This window comes from Streptomyces sp. NPDC039609 (genome assembly GCF_055596705.1).
The window spans coordinates 90,998-106,260 of the sequence record NZ_JBVIUJ010000011.1; the positions used below are offsets into that span (position 1 = coordinate 90,998).

Genomic DNA, 15,263 nt, shown 5'->3' on the forward strand with positions numbered 1-15,263 from the left:
TTACGCAATGATCTGTCCATGATCGACCGGCGGCAGACCGACTGGCGGAAGGCGGTCCTCGGCGTCTGGCGAGGCGCCCGGGGCGGACCGGCGGTGACGTACGGCCTCATCGCGGTCTGCTGTTTCACCTTCCTGATCAGCCCGGTGTCCGGCCTCGATCCGGGAAACGGGACCGGGGACGCGGCCCTCGCGGCGCAGAGCGCGTACTTCCACCGCTGGGGAGTCGTGCCGGCCGAGCTGATGAGCGGCGAACCACGCACCCTGCTCACCCCGCTCACCGCCCTCTTCGTCCACGGCAGCTGGCTCCATCTGCTGGGCAACATGCTGTTCCTGTACGTCTTCGGCGCGATGGCCGAGGAGCGGATGGGTGCCGTCCCGTTCCTTCTCTTCTACCTCGGCTGCGGATATCTGGCCCTGTTCGGCTACGCGGCGGCGTACGCGAGCAGCGAGCAGACGCTGGTGGGGGCGTCGGGGGCGATCTCCGGGGTCCTCGGCGCGTTCCTCCACCTCTTCCCCCGCTCCCGGGTGACCAGTCTCTTCCCGTTCCTCTTCTTCCTGCCGCTGCGCTTCCCCGCCTGGATCGTGCTGGTCTTCTGGTTCGTGCTGCAGTGGCTGGCGGCGCGGACGGCCGGGTCCGGGCCCGGGGTTGCCTATCTGGCCCATGTGCTGGGCTTCGCCTTCGGCTTCCTCTATGCCTGGGGGCGCTACAGGGGAAGGGTGCAGCGCGCGTAGCGCCTCGTCGGCAGGGTGGTGGCGTGAGGCGGGCGGGCTAGAGTGAAGGTCCAAGCCGCGGCGACCGAGGGAGTAAGCCAGCCGTGATCACCGCGATCGTGCTCATCAAGACCAGTGTGGACCGCATCCCGGAGATCGCGGAGTCGATCGCCGCGCTCGACAGCGTCAGCGAGGTCTTCTCGGTGACCGGCACGTACGACCTGATCGCCATGGTCCGCGTGCCCCGGCACGACGACCTGGCGGACGTGATCCCCGGCCGGATCAGCAAGATCCCCGGTGTCGAGGCGACGGACACGCACGTCGCGTTCCGTACGTACTCCCAGCACGACCTCGAAGCGGCCTTCGCCATCGGCCTGGAGTCCTGACCCGGAGGACACCGCGGTGAAGATGAAGGAATCCTCATCGGGGCCTCATCCTGGCGGCCACCCGCGCGCGCCAGCCTGATCGCATGTCCTTCACCCATCGCATGGCCACGCTCGCCGCCGTCGTCGCCATCCCGCTCGGGATAGCCGCGACGAGCTACGCCCTGACCGACGAGCCCGAGGCTCCCCGGGTGCCGCCCGCCGTGCAGCTCGGCTCCACGCCGAGCGGCTCGACACCGAGCTCCACCCCGAGCCCCGGCGGCACGCCGTCGGCCCCGTCGGCTCCGCCGTCCGACGCGGTGGTGCCCGGACCCTCGGCCACCGGCGACGACGATGACGACCTCGGTGAAGAGGGCTGACCACCGCGTCTCCGCACGCGTCCGCATCCTGCTGTGGCTGCTGTTCGTGATGGCCGTGGCCCTGGCCGCCGTCGCCGTGGCCACCCGCTCGCTCCTGCTGCGGGACGTGGACCACCGGATCAACCAGCTCCTGACCCAGGAGACCGGGGAGTTCGCCAACTTCGTGGAACAGGGCGTCGATCCCGCGACCGGGCGCCGGTTCACCGACCCGGACGCGCTCCTGCGGATCTTCCTCCAGCGGCAGTACTCCGACCCCGACGAGGAGCTCCTCGGCCTGGTGGGCACCAGTGGCCCGGGGCTCCGCGTCATCCGGCAGTCCCGGGACCTCCCCACCACGGTCGCCCTGCACCGCGACCGCGTCTCGCTCGACGCCATCGCCGCGTCCGACGCCTCCTCGGGTCGGATCGAGCGCGCCCGGGGCGAGGTCCGGTGGGCGAAGGTGCCGATGGAGAGCCCCGGCGGCGGGGGCGACTCCGCGTTCGTGGTCGCCTTCCACGCGGACCGCGAGCGGGCCGTCGCCGACGAGGCGTTCCGCGTCCTGCTCGCCATATCGGGCGTGGCGCTGCTGATGACGACCGGCATCGGCTGGGCCGTCGCGGGCCGCATCCTTGCACCCGTACGAGTGGTCCGCGCGACGGCCGCCGAACTGACCGAGCGCGATCTGACCCAGCGGATCCCCGTCCAGGGCCGGGACGACATCGCCGCGCTCGCCGAGACCTTCAACGCGATGCTGGACCGTCTTGAACAGGCGTTCGCCGGGCAGCGCCAGTTCGTCGACGACGCCGGGCACGAGCTGCGCACGCCGATCACCATCGTGCGTGGTCATCTGGAGCTGATGGGCGAGGACCCGGCCGAGCAGCGCGAGACCGTCCGGCTGGTGACCGACGAACTCGACCGGATGAGCCGGATCGTGGAGGACCTGCTGCTGCTCGCCAAGGCCGAACGGCCGGACTTCGTCCGCACCGAGCCGGTCCAGCTCGCGGAGCTGACCGCCGATGTCTTCGTGAAGGCGCGGGCGCTGGGCGAACGGGACTGGGCCCTCGACGGGGTCGCCGACCGGGAGGCCGCCCTCGACCCGCAGCGGATCACCCAGGCGATGGTGCAGCTCGCCCAGAACGCGGTCCAGCACACCGTGCCGGGGCAGCGGATTGCGATCGGCTCGCGGACGGCCGAGGGCCGGATCGAGCTGTACGTCGCCGACAACGGCCCGGGCGTCCAGGAACAGGACGCCGAGGTCGTCTTCGAACGGTTCCGGCGGGGCACCACCCGCCGCGGCGCCCGGACCAGCGGCGCCGGCCTCGGCCTCTCCATCGTCCGGGCCATCGCCGAAGGCCATCGGGGCGGGCGCGTCGAACTGCGCCCGACCGAGGGCGGCGGCGCCACCTTCGTACTCGTACTCGCCCTCGAGGAGTCACCGTGAACCGCATTCTGATCGCCGAGGACGAGGACCGGATCGCCTCCTTCGTGGAGAAGGGGCTGCGCGCCAACGGCTTCACGACCACGGTCGCCGCCGACGGCGACACCGCCCTCCACCGGGCCGTCACCGGCGGCTTCGACCTGATGGTCCTGGACATCGGGCTGCCCGGGCGGGACGGCTTCACCGTCCTGCGAGAACTGCGCGAGGCCCGGGTGACGTTGCCCGTCATCGTGTTGACGGCCCGTGATTCGGTACGGGACACGGTGGCCGGTCTGGAGGGCGGGGCGGACGACTGGATGACCAAGCCGTTCCGCTTCGAGGAGCTCCTGGCCCGGATACGGCTGCGGCTGCGCACCGCCGCCCGTACGCCCGAGGTGACGGTGTTGCGCAGCGGCGATCTGACCCTGGATCTGCGCACCCGGCGGGCCAGGTCCGGGGAGCGGACCGTGGATCTGACCGCCCGTGAGTTCGTGCTGCTCGAGCTCTTCCTGCGCCACCCGGGGCAGGTGCTCTCGCGCGTGCAGATCCTGTCCCATGTGTGGGGGTACGACTTCGACCCCGGATCCAACATCGTGGACGTGTACGTCCGGGCGCTGCGCAGGAAGCTGGGGGCGGAGCGCCTGGAGACGGTCCGGGGCATGGGGTACCGGATGCCCTGACGGGCCGGGCCGATGAACCTCCTTTCATGGAGGGCTCATCGGTGGCTCACCGCCCGCTCGGAGAGTGGTCCGTGTGAAACTCTCCCTCGGTCGGTCGGTGTGGCTCTGCCTCTCCTTGAGCCTCTGTGCGCTGCTCGCCGTCCCCGGCGTCGCCCCGGGCCTCGGTGGCGAGGCCCGGCTCACTCTGGTGGTCTTCGCCCTCGCCACCTGCGCCTGGATCGCCGCCCCCGTCGACGACACCCATGTCGCCCTCGGCGCGGGGCTCGCGCTGACGGCGACGGGGGTGATCAGCGCCGACACCCTGTTCGGCACGCTCGGCGACGAGACGATCTGGCTGCTGATCTGCGCGTTCGTGCTGGCCGCCGCGGTGACCCGGACAGGGCTCGCCGGGCGGGCCGCGGCCTTCCTGGTCAGCGGGGCCCGTACCGTACGTCAGCTGGTCCATCTGACCACCGCGGCCCTGGTGGTGACCGCCTTCGCCGTCCCGGCCACCTCGGGCAGGGCCGCGCTCGCGCTGCCGGTCTTCCTGTCGCTCGCCAAGGCTCTGTCCGAACGGCGCCGGCTGGTGGTGATGCTGGCCCTGCTCTTCCCCACGGTCGTGCTGCTGTCGGCGGTGGCGACGCTGATCGGGGCGGGGGCGCATCTCATCACGGTGAGTCTGCTCCTGGAGCGGACCGGTGAGCGGATCGGCTTCGTGGAGTGGCTGGTGCTCGGGCTGCCACTTGCGGTGGTCTCCTCCCATCTGGCTGCGGAGACCGTCCTGCTGACGACGACGCGCCGGGCGGATCGGCGCGAGCCGGTGCGGATCACCGCCGCCCGGCTCCAGGAGCACTCCCCCACCGCGGTCTCGGGGCCGCTGACCACGGAGGAGACCCGGTGCCTGCTGCTGCTCGGGACGGTGATCGCTCTGTGGTGCTCGGAGCCCGTGCACGGGGTGTCGCCCGCCGTGGTCGCGCTGATCGGCGCGGTGGTGGCCTCCTCGCCGATGCTGGGGACCGTACGGCTCAGGGACGGTCTTGGCGCCGTGCCGTGGCCGATGCTCCTGTTCATGGCGGCGACCACCGCGATGGGCGTGGCGCTGGTCGACTCGGGCGCTGCGGGGTGGCTGGTCGGCGGGCTGCCGGACGGGATGCCCGCCTGGGCCTTCCTCGCCGTGGTCGTCGTGGTCGGCACGGCCGCGCACCTGGTCCTCCAGTCCCGCTCCGCCCGTTCCTCGGTCCTGGTGCCGCTGGTGATGGCGGCGGCGGTCGGCGCCGGGGTCGATCCGGTCGCCGCCGCGCTCGCCTCCACGGCTGCCGCCGGCTTCTGCCAGACCCTGCCCGCCTCCGCCAAACCGGTCGCGCTGTTCTCCGAACCGCCGGACGGCGTCCCGACCTTCACACCGCGTCATCTGCTGCGGCTCTCCGCCGTGCTCGCCCCGCTCAGCGCCGCGCTGGTGCTGTTCTTCGCCCTCGTCGTCTGGCCGCTGCTCGGCGTGCCCGTCCGTCTGGAGTCCCAGCCATGACCCTTCGTATCGCCGTCGCCCCCAGCGGGTTCAAGGAGTCCCTCTCCGCCCCCGAGGCCGCGGAGGCCATCGCCGAGGGGGTGCGCAGGGCCTGCCCGGACGCCCTGCTCGATCTGATCCCGCTGGTCGACGGCGGGGAGGGTACGGCGCGGGCGCTGGCGGCCGCGACCGGTGGCACGCTCGTGCCCCGGGTCGCGACCGGCCCGCTGGGCGCACCCGTAGGGACCCACTTCGCGCTCCTCGACGACTCCTCCGCGGTGGTCGAGATGGCGGCCGTCGCGGGCCTCTCCCTGGTGCCGCCCGGACGGCGGGACCCGGGCGCCACGACCACCTTCGGGGTCGGCGAACTGATCCGGGCCGCGCTGGACGCCGGGGCCGACCGCATCCTGGTCGGCTGCGGCGACTCCGGCACCTCGGACGGCGGGGCGGGTGCGCTCCAGGCACTCGGAGCCCGGCTCCTGGACGCCGACGGGGTCGAACTTCCCCCAGGGGGTGGCGCGTTGAACCGCCTGGCTCGGATCGACCCCGACGGCCTCGACCCGCGGCTCGCCTCCTCCGAGCTGCTCGTGGCCTGCAATCCGTACAACCTGCTGTGCGGGGAGCGGGGCGTGGCGCGGGTCTTCGGTCCGCAGAAGGGCGCGAGCCCGGAGCGGGTCGAGGAGCTGTCGGCCGCGCTGGAGCGCTGGGCCACCGTCCTCGGCCGCGACCTTCCCGGGCCCGTCGATCTGCGAACCGCCCCGGGCACGGGCGCCTCGGGCGGTCTCGGTGCCGGGCTGGCCGCACTGGGCGCCCGGCTGCTGCCCCGCTTCGAGGTGCTGCTCGACCGGATCGACCTGGATGCCCGGCTGGCCCGCGCCGACCTCGTCATCACGGCCGAGGGCGCCCTGGACGGCCAGACCGTCCGGGGAAAGATCCCCGCCGAGGTGGCCCACCGGGCCAAGTCCCATGGCGTCCCGGTCCTCGCGCTGGCCGGCATGCTGGGGCACGGCGTCCACCATGTGCGGGCGGTGGGGGTGGACGCCTACGGTTCGATCCTGCCGGCGCCGATGGCCCTGCCCGAGGCGCTCGTCCGGGGCGGCGAGTTCCTCGCCGACGCGGCCGAGCGCGCCCTGCGGATGGTCCTGGTGGGGACCCGGCTGGCGGCCTGAGCGGGACGGATCAGCCGCGGTCCGGGACGCAACGGCCGTCCTCGGTGCGGTACTTCCACTGCGCGCCGTCCCGGACGAGCTCCTTCACGGCCCGTACGAAGCGCTCCACGTGCTCGTCCGGCGTACCGGCTCCGAAGCTGACGCGGATGGCGTTGAGCGACTTCTCACCGGGCGCGGCCTCGGGGGCCCCGCATTCGCCCTGGGTCTGCGGGTCGCTGCCGAGCAGGGTGCGGACCAGCGGGTGGGCGCAGAAGAGGCCGTCGCGGACGCCGATGCCGTACTCGGCGGAGAGCGCGGCGGCGAAGTGGGAGCTGTTCCAGCCCTCCACCACGAAGGAGATGACACCGACGCGCGGGGACTCGTCGCCGAAGAGCGAGAGCACCTTCACCTCGGGGACCTCGGCCAGACCCTCGCGAACGGTGTCGATCAGGTGCTGCTCACGGGCGACGAGGGTGTCGAACCCGGCCTCGGTGAGCGCCTTGCAGGCGGAGGCGATGGAGTAGACGCCGATGACGTTCGGCGAACCGGCCTCGTGGCGGGCGGCGGTGGTGTGCCACTCGACGTCGACACCGCCGTCGGCGCGGCGGGCGACCTTCTTGGACGCGCCGCCGCCGGCGAGGTACGGCTCGGCCTCCTGGAGCCAGTCGGCACGGCCGGCGAGGACACCCGAGCCGAACGGGGCGTACAGCTTGTGGCCGGAGAAGGCGACCCAGTCCACGTCCAACTCCTGTACGGAAACGGGGTGGTGGGGCGCGAGCTGGGCGGCGTCGAGGACGATCCGGGCACCGTGGGCGTGCGCGGCGGCGGCCAGCTCCCTCACCGGCCACAGCTCCCCGGTGACGTTGGACGCGCCGGTGACGCAGACGAGGGCGGGGCCGTAGGGGTCGCGGTCGGCGAGGGCCCGCTCCAGGGTCTCGACGGCCTGGGCGTGCGTGCGCGGGGCGTTGAGGTAGGTGACCCGGGCGTCCTTCCACGGCAGGAGCGAGGCGTGGTGCTCGGTCTCGAAGACGAAGACCTCGCAACCGGCGGGGAGCGTGGCGGCGAGCAGGTTGAGCGAGTCGGTGGTGGAGCGGGTGAAGACGACCTGGTCGCCGGGGCGGCAGTCGAGGAACTCGGCGACGGTGACGCGGCTGTTCTCGAAGAGGTCGGTGGAGAGCTGCGAGAGGTACCCGGCGCCGCGGTGGACGCTGCCGTAGTACGGGGCGTAGGCGGCGACGTCGTCCCAGACGCGCTGCAGGGCCGGCGCGCTGGCGGCGTAGTCGAGCGCGGCGTAGGTGACCTCGCCCCCGGTGACGAGCGGAACGGTGACGTCCCGCCCCAGGACCGGGAGCGGGGCGGCGCAGCAGGGGTCGCCGGCCTCGGGGTCGACGGCAGAGGCGGCCGGCGTGGTGGCGGCGGAAGCGGCGACGGCGGTGGCGTTCGGGTACGCGGACATGACGGTATCTCCTGGCGGGAATGGCAGCGAAGGGCCCGCAGGGCAGCGCGAAGTGGGGTGCCGCGTACGGGTGTTGCCTCGACACACGGTGTTCGTGCGGAGGGTGGGACAACGGGGCCGAAGGCCCTAGCGCATTCGCTTGCTCACGAGACTGCTCCCTTGAGGACCAGGACCCCAGGGTGTCGCAGGGGTCCGCGCTTGCCGTAGACCTTGCTGCCTACGGCCTGGTCTTCACCCGGGGCACCCCGCCACGGACGGAGGGTTGCCGGACAGCCAGCCGGGGCTTAATGGCTGTCACTCATGACCTGGCACAGAACGTATGCCACGTGATCGCCGCCGCGCAACCCCGTCCCGGATTCCGGAACGGGGTCCGCGCCGTGCTCCTACCTGTTGCTGGCCGCGACCCAGCGCTCCAGCGCCTGCCTCGCCGCCCCCGAGTCGATCGACTCGGCCGCCTTCGCGATTCCCTCGCGCAGCTGCTCCACCAGAGTGCCCTCGCCCGGCTCCAGGGCCGTCAGCGCGGCCGCCGAGTTCAGCAGCACCGCGTCCCGTACCGGCCCTGTCTCGCCCGCGAGCAGCCGGCGGGCGACATCGGCGTTGTACGAGGCGTCGGCGCCGCGCAGCGCCTCCACCGGTACGAGTTCGATGCCGACGTCCCGCGGGTCGAAGGCCTCCTCGCGCACCGCACCGTCCCGTACCACCCAGACGCGTGAGGTGGCCGTGGTCGTCAGCTCGTCCAGGCCGTCGTCCCCGCGGAAGACCAGCGCCGAGGAGCCGCGCTCGGCGAGCACCCCGGCCATGATCGGCGCCATCCGGGCGTCGGCCACGCCGGTCGCCTGCGCCTTGACCCGGGCGGGGTTGGTGAGCGGACCGAGGAAGTTGAAGGTGGTCCGGATGCCGAGCTCCTTGCGGGCAGCGGCCACATGGCGCAGCGCCGGGTGGAATTTCACCGCGAAGCAGAAGGTGATCCCGGCCTCCTCCGCGACCTCGACGACCCGCTGCGGGGTCAGCTGGAGATTGACGCCCAGCTTCTCCAGGACGTCGGAGGCGCCGCTCGCGCTCGACGCGGCACGGTTGCCGTGCTTGACGACCTTGGCGCCGGTGCCGGCCACGACGATCGCTGACATCGTCGAGATGTTGACCGTCTTGGCGCCGTCGCCGCCGGTGCCGACGATGTCCACGGACGGGCCGGGGACCTCGATCACATTGGCGTGCTCGTACATCGTCCGGACGAGGCCGGAGATCTCCTCGACGGTCTCGCCCTTGGCACGCAGCGCGACGGCGAAGCCGGCGATCTGGGCGTCGGTGGCCTCACCGCGCAGGATGCGGTCCATCGCCCAGGCGGTGTCCTCGGCGCTCTGGTCGCGGCCGGTCAGCAGTCCGTCCAGGACGGTGGGCCAGGAGCGGCCCGCCGACGTAGGTCCTCCAGCGGGGGTCGCAGCGCTCATGGCAGCTCCTGGTCAGTGCGTAACGGATACGACTCCACCCTATCGACCCACGGGGACGGCAAAGAGCCCCGTCCATCGAATGGACGGGGCTCCCGCTGTGGCGACCTTCTGGGCGTCCCCCCAGGGCGAAGCCCTAGGGGGGAGTCAGGTGATCAGTGGTGGCCGTGGCCGCTGGTGATCTCCTTGTACTCCTCGGCGGTCGGCTTGGCGACCTGGTGGTCCTCGCCGTAGTAGCCCTTGTTGAGCTTGACCCGGAGCTTCTCCATGCGACCGATCTTGCGCTCCACGCCGTTCTCGTCGACGAGGGGGCCGAGCTCGGCCGGCTCGTTCTGCTCGTGGGCCGTGAGCTTGTACAGCTCGCCCTGGCTGAGCGGCTGGTGCACCTCGACGAACTCGCCGTGCGGCAGACGCTTGATGATGCCGGACTCGCGACCGTGCAGCACCTTGTCCTTGTCCCGGCGCTGGAGGCCGAGGCAGATCCGCTTGGTGACGACGAACGCGATGACCGGTCCGGCGAAGAAGAAGATCCGGACGAACCAGGTGATCGAGTTCAGCGACAGGTGGAAGTGGGTCGCCCAGAGGTCGTTTCCACCACCGACGAGCATGATCATGTACGCGGTGATCCAGGCGACACCGAAGGCGGTGCGCGTCGGAGCGTTGCGCGGGCGCTGCGCGATGTGGTGCTCGCGCTTGTCGCCGGTGATCCACGACTCGATGAACGGGTAGACCGCGATCGCCGCGAGGACCGCCGGGAAGATCGCCAGCGGGATCATCACGCCCAGGACGAGCGTGTGGCCCCAGAGGTTGATCTCCCAGCCCGGCATGACACGGATCAGACCCTCGGCGAAGCCCATGTACCAGTCGGGCTGGGCGCCGGTGGAGACCTGGTCGGGCCGGTACGGGCCGAGCGCCCAGATCGGGTTGATCGAGGCGATCGCCGCGATGACCGAGATGACACCGAAGACCAGGAAGAAGAAGCCTCCGGCCTTGGCCATGTAGACCGGCAGCAGCGGCATGCCCACGACGTTCTTGTTCGTACGGCCGGGGCCCTCGAACTGCGTGTGCTTGTGGTAGAAGACCAGGATCAGGTGGGCGACCACCAGACCCAGCATGATGCCGGGCAGCAGCAGGACGTGCGCCGAGTAGAACCGGGCCACGAAGTCGCCGCCGGGGAACTCCCCGCCGAACAGGAACATCGACAGGTACGTGCCGATGATTGGCACGGACAGGATCGCGCCCTGCATGAAGCGGACACCGGTGCCGGAGAGCAGGTCGTCCGGGAGCGAGTAACCGGTGAAGCCGGTGAACATGCCCAGGAAGAACAGCAGGAAGCCGAACAGCCAGTTGATCTCACGCGGCTTGCGGAACGCGCCCGTGAAGAACACGCGCATCATGTGTACGAACATGCCGGCGAGGAAGATCAGCGCCGCCCAGTGGTGGATCTGCCGGATGAGCAGACCACCGCGCACATCGAAGGAGATGTGCATGGTCGAGTTGAACGCCTCGGACATCAGCTGTCCCTGCAGCGGGACGTAGCTGCCGTGGTACTCCACCTCGTTCATCGACGGGTGGAAGAACATCGTCAGGTAGACGCCCGTGAGGATGATGATGATGAAGCTGTAGAGGCAGATCTCACCGAGCATGAAGGACCAGTGGTCCGGGAAGATCTTCCGCATGTTGGCCTTGGCCAGGGAGTAGATCCCCAGGCGGCCGTCGGCCCAGTCGGCGACCCGCTCACCGGCGGGCGCCTTCTTCTTGGTGTCGGTCACAGTGCTCATCCGCGCTCCCAGAAGGACGGGCCGACGGGCTCGTCGAAGTCGCCGAGCGCCTCGAGGAAGCCCTTGTCGTTCACACCGATCCGCAGCTGCGGAAGGGCGTGACCGGCCGGGCCGAAGATGACGCGGGCGCCGTCGGAGAGGTCGAAGGTGGACTGGTGGCACGGGCAGAGGACGTGGTGCGTCTGCTGCTCATACAGGGAGATCGGGCAGCCGACGTGGGTGCAGATCTTCGAGAAGGCGACGATGCCCTCGTGCCCCCACTCGAGCTCCTGCTTGTCCTTGATGTCCTCCGGCTGGATACGGACGATCATCAGGGCGGCCTTGGCGATCTGGACCTGGAAGTCGTGGTCGTGCTCCGACAGACCCTCGGGCATGGCGAAGGTCAGCGAACCGACGGCGACGTCCTCGGGACGCAGCGGCTCGTGCGTGTTCATGTTGATGAGCTGCTTGCCCTTGGCCCACAGGGTGACCCGGAGCTTCTTCTCGGGCAGCGGACCCATGTCACGCAGCAGCACGATGCCGGAGAGCGGTACGAGCGACAGCGCGCCGAACATCGTGTTGCGGATGAGCTTCCGACGGCCCATGCCGGATTCGGCGGCACCGGCCGCGAAGTCCGCCATGACCTTCGCCTTGGTCTCCGGGGAGGCCTGGATCGGGTGACGCTCGTCGGCGATCTCGACGTCGGACATCAGGGTGCGGGCCCAGTGGACCGCGCCCGCGCCGATGAAGAACAGCGCCAGACCGAGCGTCCATCCCAGGGCGAAGTTGAGCGCGGACACCCGGCCGAACGGCCAGATGTACACGATCTTGTCGACCGGGAAGATCACGTACGAGGCGATGAAGCCGATCGTGGCCAGCATCGACAGCGTGAACATGAAGGCGACCGCACGCTCGGACCGACGGGCGGCCCGCTCGTCGATGTCCTGGATGCGCGGCTTGTGGGGCGGAAGGCCCGGGTCCGCGAACGGGTCGTCGAGGACCTTCACCGCGCCGTGCGCGGTGTCCTGCTCAGCGGGCAGGTTCTCTTCTGGAATCTCTTGGCTACTCATGACTTCTTGGCCTTAGCGGTGTGGGCCGCGACCCAGACGGCAACTGCGATCAGCGCACCGAGACCGAAGACCCAGGCGAACAGACCCTCGCTGACCGGGCCGAGGCCGCCGAGCGAGAGCCCGCCGGGGCTGTCGGCCTTTTCGCCGTTGACGGCCTGGACGTACGCGATGATGTCCTTCTTCTCCTTCTCCGGCATGGTCGTGTCCGGGAAGGAGGGCATGTTCTGCGGGCCGGTCTGCATGGCCTCGTACAGGTGCTTCGGGCTCACGCCTTCGAGGTTCGGGGCGTACTTGCCGTGCGTGAGCGCGCCACCCTCACCGGTGAAGTTGTGGCACTGGGCACAGTTGGAGCGGAACAGGTCGCCACCACGGGCGATGTCGGCCCCGTCGGGGCTGTACTGCCCCTCCTTCGGCGTGATCGGGCCGGCACCGAGGGAGGCGATGTACGCCGCGAGCTGATCGATCTCAGCCTGCGTGTAGATGACCTTCTTCTTCGGCACCTGGGCGCCCGGCTGCTGGGCCGGCATACGGCCCGTGCCGACCTGGAAGTCCACGGCGGCGGAGCCGACGCCGACCAGGGAGGGGCCGTCGGAGGTGCCCTGACCGCCGGTTCCGTGGCAGCTGGCGCAGCCGACGGCGTAGAGCTTCTGGCCCTCCTCGATGGCGAGGGACTGGGCGGTTTCATCGGCCTTCGCCGTGCCCGCAGGCGCGAACGCGGCGTACAGCCCCCCGGTGGCCGCCAGCGCGAGGAGTAGGACGACGACCGCCGCCAGCGGATGGCGTCGTCGTGCGGAGAGCTTTTTCACGGATTACCCCGGTGTCAGGATCTTCTGCGTCGATGCTTGCTGGATGTGCTCGGGTCCCGGGACCCGATTACTTGATCATGTAGATCGTGGCGAAGAGGCCGATCCAGACGACATCGACGAAGTGCCAGTAGTAGGACACGACGATGGCGGCGGTTGCCTGCTCGTGAGTGAACCTCTTGGCGGCGTACGTCCGGCCCAGGACCAGCAGGAAGGCGATGAGACCGCCCGTCACGTGCAGGCCGTGGAAGCCGGTGGTCAGGTAGAACACAGAACCGTACGGGTCCGACGAGAGCGAGAGCCCCTCGTGCTTGACCAGCTCGGTGTACTCGAAGACCTGGCCGCCGATGAAGATCGCACCCATCACGAACGTGATGATGAACCACGTCCGGAGCTTCTTCACATCGCCCCGCTCGGCGGCGAAGACGCCGAGCTGGCAGGTGAGGGAGGAGAGCACCAGGATCGTGGTGTTGGTCGCCGAGAACGGGAAGTTCAAGGCGTCTGCCTTTTCCGTCCAGAACTCGGGGCCCATCACCGATCGCAGGGTGAAGTACATCGCGAAGAGGGCCGCGAAGAACATCAGCTCGGAACTCAACCAGATGATGGTTCCGACGCTGGTGAGGTTCGGTCGATTGACCGACGGGTGCGCGTGCCCGGTTTCTACTGTCGTTACTGTCGCCACGACCGACATTATGTCGGTCGCTTATCCCGCCCTCACTCCGGGGGGTGCCGTTCGGAGTGTCAGGGGCGTGTGTCCAGCCCGAACGGCCCATCGAAGCGGTCTCCCTGGCGGTGTCGAACCGGTGTTGACGGGGTGTGGGACGGAGTAGCATCCGCCGCATCGGTTGATGACCTTCACGGAGGAACGATGCAGTCGAGCGCCACGGTCCTGGTCTACAGCGACGATGCGAACACGCGGGAGCAGGTGCGCCTGGCTGCGGGGCGCAGGCCCGCGGCCGACGTACCGCCGGTCGAGTTCTTCGAATGCGCGACACTCCCGGCCGTTCTGAAGCGCCTGGACGAGGGCGGCATCGACGTCTGCGTCCTGGACGGCGAGGCCGTGCCGGCGGGCGGGATGGGCGTATGCCGGCAGATCAAGGACGAGGTCTTCCACTGCCCGCCGGTGCTGCTCCTGATCGGCCGCCCGCAGGACGCCTGGCTGGCCACCTGGAGCCGTGCGGACGCCGCTGTCACTCTTCCGGTGGAACCGGTCGAGTTCGCGGCGTCCTTGGCGGCCCTGCTGCGTTCGCGGCTGTCCATCGACGTCTGACCGACCCTGATCCGCCGGACAGGCCCTAGATCGACGGCTGCAGGCGGGTCGGGTCGGGCTGGTGGGCGGCGCTCTTGGTGTCGGCCACCAGGGCGCTGCCCTGACGCCACTTGTCCCAGGCCACGTTCCAGTCGCCGAATCCGTTCCCGAACGGGTCCATCATGTCGCCGATGCTGTTGACGGTCTGCACGATGTCGCCCGGACGGACGGTCTCGAAGAACCAGGCCGCGTTGCCCGTCGACATGCCGACACAGCCGTGGCTGACGTTGGCGAATCCCTGTGAGCCCACGGACCAGGGCGCGGCGTGGACGTACTCACCACTCCAGGTCACCCGTGTCGCGTAGTAGACGGGAAGGTCGTACGACTCCGAACTGCCCTCCGCGATGCCGACGCTGGTGCCCCGCATCCGGACGTAGTACTCCTTGCCGAGGACGACTTTGATGCCGTTGCGGGTGGAGAAGCCCGGTTTGCCGGTGGTCACCGGCATGGTCTTGATCACTTCTCCGTTGCGTCGCACGGTCATGGAGTACGAGCCGGCGTCCGCGATCGCCTCGATCCGGTCGCCGATCTTCAGCTTCAACGGCTTCGACTCCCCGCCGTACAGCTTGTCGCCGACCTTGACGCCCGCCAGATTGCCGGTGACCGAGACCGACGCGCCCGCGGGCCAGTACTCCTTCGGGCGGAAGTGCAGCTTCTTGTCGTCCACCCAGTACCAGGAGCCCTCGACGGCGGGCGTGGAGCGGACCTTCAGGGCCCGTTCGACGACCGCCCTGGCCGCCTTGTCCTTGACGGGGACGCTGAGCTCGGCCGTGATGGGCTGTCCGACGCCGTACGTGCCCGCCTCCGGGCCGAACGTCGCGGTCAGTCCCCGCTTGGCCGGGGCCGTCTCGAACGTGAACGTACGGGTGCCGGGGGCGCCGTCCTCGTCCTCCGTGGAGACCTTGACGGTGTAGCGGCCGCCGGCCGTCAGCGAGCTCGTGGAGCGCCAGCGCTGGCCGTCCGCGGTGAGCTCGCCCGCCAGGTGGTGCCCGGTCTCGTCGACGGCCGTCACATCGGTGATGCGGCCGTCGTCGCCCTTGGCCGTGATCTCCAGCGCCTTGTCCGGGTCGGCCTTCCTGCCGTCCTCGGGGGCGTTGAAGGAGACCTGCTCCGCGGCGTCGTAGGGCTTCACGGACAGCGGGTGGCCGTCGGTGCCCGCGCAGGCACCGGCGCCGACGGTGACCAGGAGGGCCATAAGGGTGCAGCTCAGAACAGTCCGAATGCGCGGCGTGTCGTTCATGACATCACCGTAAGAACAAT

Annotated in this window: 15 protein-coding genes and 1 riboswitch; of the genes, 8 read left to right on the forward strand and 7 right to left on the reverse strand. The window is 70.2% G+C overall.

The window, feature by feature from the left end:
• Nucleotides 1-18 precede the first annotated feature (18 nt).
• The 7 genes from ACZ561_RS29580 to ACZ561_RS29610 all read left to right on the forward strand — a co-directional run bounded on the left by ACZ561_RS29580 (nt 19) and on the right by ACZ561_RS29610 (nt 6,181).
• A complete protein-coding gene (locus ACZ561_RS29580; protein WP_471000610.1) occupies nt 19-732 on the forward strand; it encodes a rhomboid family intramembrane serine protease in 714 nt (237 codons plus the stop codon).
• 83 nt (nt 733-815) lie between these two features.
• The gene (locus ACZ561_RS29585) at nt 816-1,097 is read left to right on the forward strand and encodes an Lrp/AsnC family transcriptional regulator (protein WP_017238849.1); all 282 of its coding nucleotides are present in this window, start codon (nt 816-818) and stop codon (nt 1,095-1,097) included.
• Between the two features lie 83 nt (nt 1,098-1,180).
• A complete protein-coding gene (locus ACZ561_RS29590) occupies nt 1,181-1,453 on the forward strand; it encodes a small hydrophilic protein (RefSeq protein ID WP_329121470.1) in 273 nt (90 codons plus the stop codon).
• Nucleotides 1,428-2,873 (forward strand): sensor histidine kinase, encoded by a 1,446-nt coding sequence (locus tag ACZ561_RS29595; RefSeq protein WP_471000613.1) that lies wholly within the window; start codon nt 1,428-1,430, stop codon nt 2,871-2,873. The genes ACZ561_RS29590 and ACZ561_RS29595 overlap by 26 nt, the downstream gene beginning before the upstream one ends.
• Nucleotides 2,870-3,529 carry a response regulator transcription factor gene (locus ACZ561_RS29600; protein WP_471000616.1) on the forward strand — a complete coding sequence of 220 codons (660 nt, stop codon included), beginning with the start codon at nt 2,870-2,872 and terminating at the stop codon, nt 3,527-3,529. Before ACZ561_RS29595 ends, ACZ561_RS29600 begins: the two co-directional genes overlap by 4 nt.
• A 73-nt stretch (nt 3,530-3,602) precedes the next feature.
• Nucleotides 3,603-5,033, forward strand: coding sequence for an SLC13 family permease (locus ACZ561_RS29605; protein ID WP_471000618.1), 1,431 nt, complete (start codon nt 3,603-3,605; stop codon nt 5,031-5,033).
• Nucleotides 5,030-6,181, forward strand: coding sequence for a glycerate kinase family protein (locus ACZ561_RS29610; RefSeq protein WP_471000621.1), 1,152 nt, complete (start codon nt 5,030-5,032; stop codon nt 6,179-6,181). The genes ACZ561_RS29605 and ACZ561_RS29610 overlap by 4 nt, the downstream gene beginning before the upstream one ends.
• Nucleotides 6,182-6,191: 10 nt before the next feature.
• Here the strand turns inward: ACZ561_RS29610 and ACZ561_RS29615 are convergent, their stop codons facing one another.
• From ACZ561_RS29615 to ctaE, 6 genes are all read right to left on the reverse strand, one after another.
• Nucleotides 6,192-7,616 (reverse strand): aminotransferase class V-fold PLP-dependent enzyme, encoded by a 1,425-nt coding sequence (locus tag ACZ561_RS29615; RefSeq protein WP_471000624.1) that lies wholly within the window; start codon nt 7,614-7,616, stop codon nt 6,192-6,194.
• A 189-nt stretch (nt 7,617-7,805) separates the two neighbouring features.
• A riboswitch (SAM riboswitch) is annotated at nt 7,806-7,922 on the reverse strand.
• A 77-nt stretch (nt 7,923-7,999) separates the two neighbouring features.
• Entirely contained in the window at nt 8,000-9,064 is a 1,065-nt protein-coding gene (gene trpD, locus ACZ561_RS29620) for an anthranilate phosphoribosyltransferase (protein WP_471000628.1), read from the reverse strand.
• Nucleotides 9,065-9,216: 152 nt separating this feature from the next.
• Nucleotides 9,217-10,842 carry a cytochrome bc1 complex cytochrome b subunit gene (gene qcrB / locus ACZ561_RS29625; protein ID WP_471000631.1) on the reverse strand — a complete coding sequence of 542 codons (1,626 nt, stop codon included), beginning with the start codon at nt 10,840-10,842 and terminating at the stop codon, nt 9,217-9,219.
• On the reverse strand, nt 10,839-11,891 hold the full coding sequence (gene qcrA / locus ACZ561_RS29630) for a cytochrome bc1 complex Rieske iron-sulfur subunit (protein ID WP_376444314.1): 1,053 nt from the start codon (nt 11,889-11,891) through the stop codon (nt 10,839-10,841). The genes qcrB and qcrA overlap by 4 nt, the downstream gene beginning before the upstream one ends.
• Nucleotides 11,888-12,697, reverse strand: a complete 810-nt coding sequence (qcrC, locus tag ACZ561_RS29635) for a cytochrome bc1 complex diheme cytochrome c subunit (protein WP_376444316.1) — start codon at nt 12,695-12,697, stop codon at nt 11,888-11,890. Before qcrC ends, qcrA begins: the two co-directional genes overlap by 4 nt.
• A 67-nt stretch (nt 12,698-12,764) precedes the next feature.
• A complete protein-coding gene (ctaE, locus tag ACZ561_RS29640; protein WP_471000634.1) occupies nt 12,765-13,385 on the reverse strand; it encodes an aa3-type cytochrome oxidase subunit III in 621 nt (206 codons plus the stop codon).
• A 177-nt stretch (nt 13,386-13,562) separates the two neighbouring features.
• On the opposite strand from ctaE, the gene ACZ561_RS29645 reads away from it, so the two are divergent.
• Nucleotides 13,563-13,964 (forward strand): response regulator transcription factor, encoded by a 402-nt coding sequence (locus tag ACZ561_RS29645; protein ID WP_471000637.1) that lies wholly within the window; start codon nt 13,563-13,565, stop codon nt 13,962-13,964.
• Between the two features lie 25 nt (nt 13,965-13,989).
• Here ACZ561_RS29645 and ACZ561_RS29650 read toward each other — a convergent pair whose 3' ends face one another.
• Nucleotides 13,990-15,243, reverse strand: a complete 1,254-nt coding sequence (locus ACZ561_RS29650) for a L,D-transpeptidase (protein WP_471000640.1) — start codon at nt 15,241-15,243, stop codon at nt 13,990-13,992.
• Nucleotides 15,244-15,263 lie beyond the last annotated feature (20 nt).

What these genes read in the sequence shown, in the direction of transcription:
- ACZ561_RS29595 (WP_471000613.1), top strand. Translation starts at nt 1,428, where the DNA reads ATGACGACCTCGGTGAAGAGGGCTGACCACCGCGTCTCCGCACGCGTC.
- ACZ561_RS29610 (WP_471000621.1), top strand. Translation starts at nt 5,030, where the DNA reads ATGACCCTTCGTATCGCCGTCGCCCCCAGCGGGTTCAAGGAGTCCCTC.
- qcrA (WP_376444314.1), bottom strand. Translation starts at nt 11,891, where the DNA reads ATGAGTAGCCAAGAGATTCCAGAAGAGAACCTGCCCGCTGAGCAGGAC.
- ACZ561_RS29580 (WP_471000610.1), top strand. Translation starts at nt 19, where the DNA reads ATGATCGACCGGCGGCAGACCGACTGGCGGAAGGCGGTCCTCGGCGTC.
- ACZ561_RS29615 (WP_471000624.1), bottom strand. Translation starts at nt 7,616, where the DNA reads ATGTCCGCGTACCCGAACGCCACCGCCGTCGCCGCTTCCGCCGCCACC.
- ctaE (WP_471000634.1), bottom strand. Translation starts at nt 13,385, where the DNA reads ATGTCGGTCGTGGCGACAGTAACGACAGTAGAAACCGGGCACGCGCAC.
- qcrB (WP_471000631.1), bottom strand. Translation starts at nt 10,842, where the DNA reads ATGAGCACTGTGACCGACACCAAGAAGAAGGCGCCCGCCGGTGAGCGG.
- ACZ561_RS29645 (WP_471000637.1), top strand. Translation starts at nt 13,563, where the DNA reads ATGCAGTCGAGCGCCACGGTCCTGGTCTACAGCGACGATGCGAACACG.
- ACZ561_RS29590 (WP_329121470.1), top strand. Translation starts at nt 1,181, where the DNA reads ATGTCCTTCACCCATCGCATGGCCACGCTCGCCGCCGTCGTCGCCATC.
- trpD (WP_471000628.1), bottom strand. Translation starts at nt 9,064, where the DNA reads ATGAGCGCTGCGACCCCCGCTGGAGGACCTACGTCGGCGGGCCGCTCC.
- ACZ561_RS29650 (WP_471000640.1), bottom strand. Translation starts at nt 15,243, where the DNA reads ATGAACGACACGCCGCGCATTCGGACTGTTCTGAGCTGCACCCTTATG.